Genomic DNA, 1325 nt, shown 5'->3' on the forward strand with positions numbered 1-1325 from the left:
CAAACAGTGCTCTACCCCCGAGAGTGAGATACGAGGCGCTACCTAAATAGCTTTCGAGGAGAACCAGCTATCTCCTGGCTTGATTAGCCTTTCACTCCGATCCACAGTTCATCTCCGCATTTTTCAACATACGTGAGTTCGGACCTCCAGTTAGTGTTACCCAACCTTCATCCTGACCATGGATAGATCGCCAGGTTTCGGGTCTAATCCATGCAACTAGTCGCCCTATTAAGACTCGGTTTCCCTGCGCCTCCCCTATTCGGTTAAGCTCGCTACATAAATTAAGTCGCTGACCCATTATACAAAAGGTACGCAGTCACAGAACAAGTCTGCTCCTACTGCTTGTACGCACACGGTTTCAGGTTCTATTTCACTCCCCTCAACGGGGTTCTTTTCGCCTTTCCCTCACGGTACTGGTTCACTATCGGTCGATAAGGAGTATTTAGCCTTGGAGGATGGTCCCCCCATGTTCAGACAAGGTTTCTCGTGCCCCGCCCTACTTGTCGCAAGCCTAGTACCATTAACGCATTTTCGTGTACGGGGCTATCACCCTGTATCGCGAGCCTTTCCAGACTCTTCCACTAATACGTTAATTATCACTTGCAGGCTGTTTCCCGTTCGCTCGCCGCTACTAGGGAAATCTCGGTTGATTTCTTTTCCTCCGGCTACTTAGATGTTTCAGTTCGCCGGGTTCGCCTCCTTAAGCTATGTATTCACTTAAGGATACTTACCATAGGTAAGTGGGTTGCCCCATTCGGAGATCGTTGGGTCACAGCTCGTTTATCAACTCGCCAACGCTTATCGCAGATTTCTACGTCCTTCTTCGCCTCTTATCGCCAAGGCATCCACCATGTGCGCTTATTCACTTGACCATATAACCCCAAATTAACTTGACGTTATATGTCTTTCTTATTGCGACATAAGTTTTTCTTTACTTAGAATTTCACGCTGTATCACTACAGTATGCAATTCTGCCTTGTTACTTCTTTCCGTTTTGTTAAAGAGCAGTGTATAAAACACTGAGTAACTTACTTATCAAATAAGCTAGTCAGTATTTATCACTTAAAGAGAAATAGTGGTGGAGCTACGCGGGATCGAACCGCGGACCTCCTGCGTGCAAGGCAGGCGCTCTCCCAGCTGAGCTATAGCCCCAGTATTCTGAGACGTCCATGGGTACCACATCACCCCAATCAAAGGGCTTTTTTCGTCAGATAAGGCAAAAATCAATGAAGTTTGCAGGTAGCAAATGAATTGATTTTTAACGAAGTATGACGGAAAAAGTGGTGGGTCTGGGTGGATTTGAACCACCGACCTCACCCTTATCA

General features: G+C 46.7%; 1 tRNA gene and 1 rRNA gene. Both read right to left on the minus strand.

The window, feature by feature from the left end:
* Positions 1-872 (minus strand): 23S ribosomal RNA (locus tag BM232_RS14720); the annotation flags it as partial.
* A 204-nt stretch (positions 873-1076) separates the two neighbouring features.
* Positions 1077-1152: transfer RNA gene (locus BM232_RS14725), tRNA-Ala, on the minus strand.
* Positions 1153-1325 lie beyond the last annotated feature (173 nt).

The sequence above is a fragment of the Methylophaga sulfidovorans genome (assembly GCF_900114205.1).
GTDB lineage: Bacteria > Pseudomonadota > Gammaproteobacteria > Nitrosococcales > Methylophagaceae > Methylophaga > Methylophaga sulfidovorans.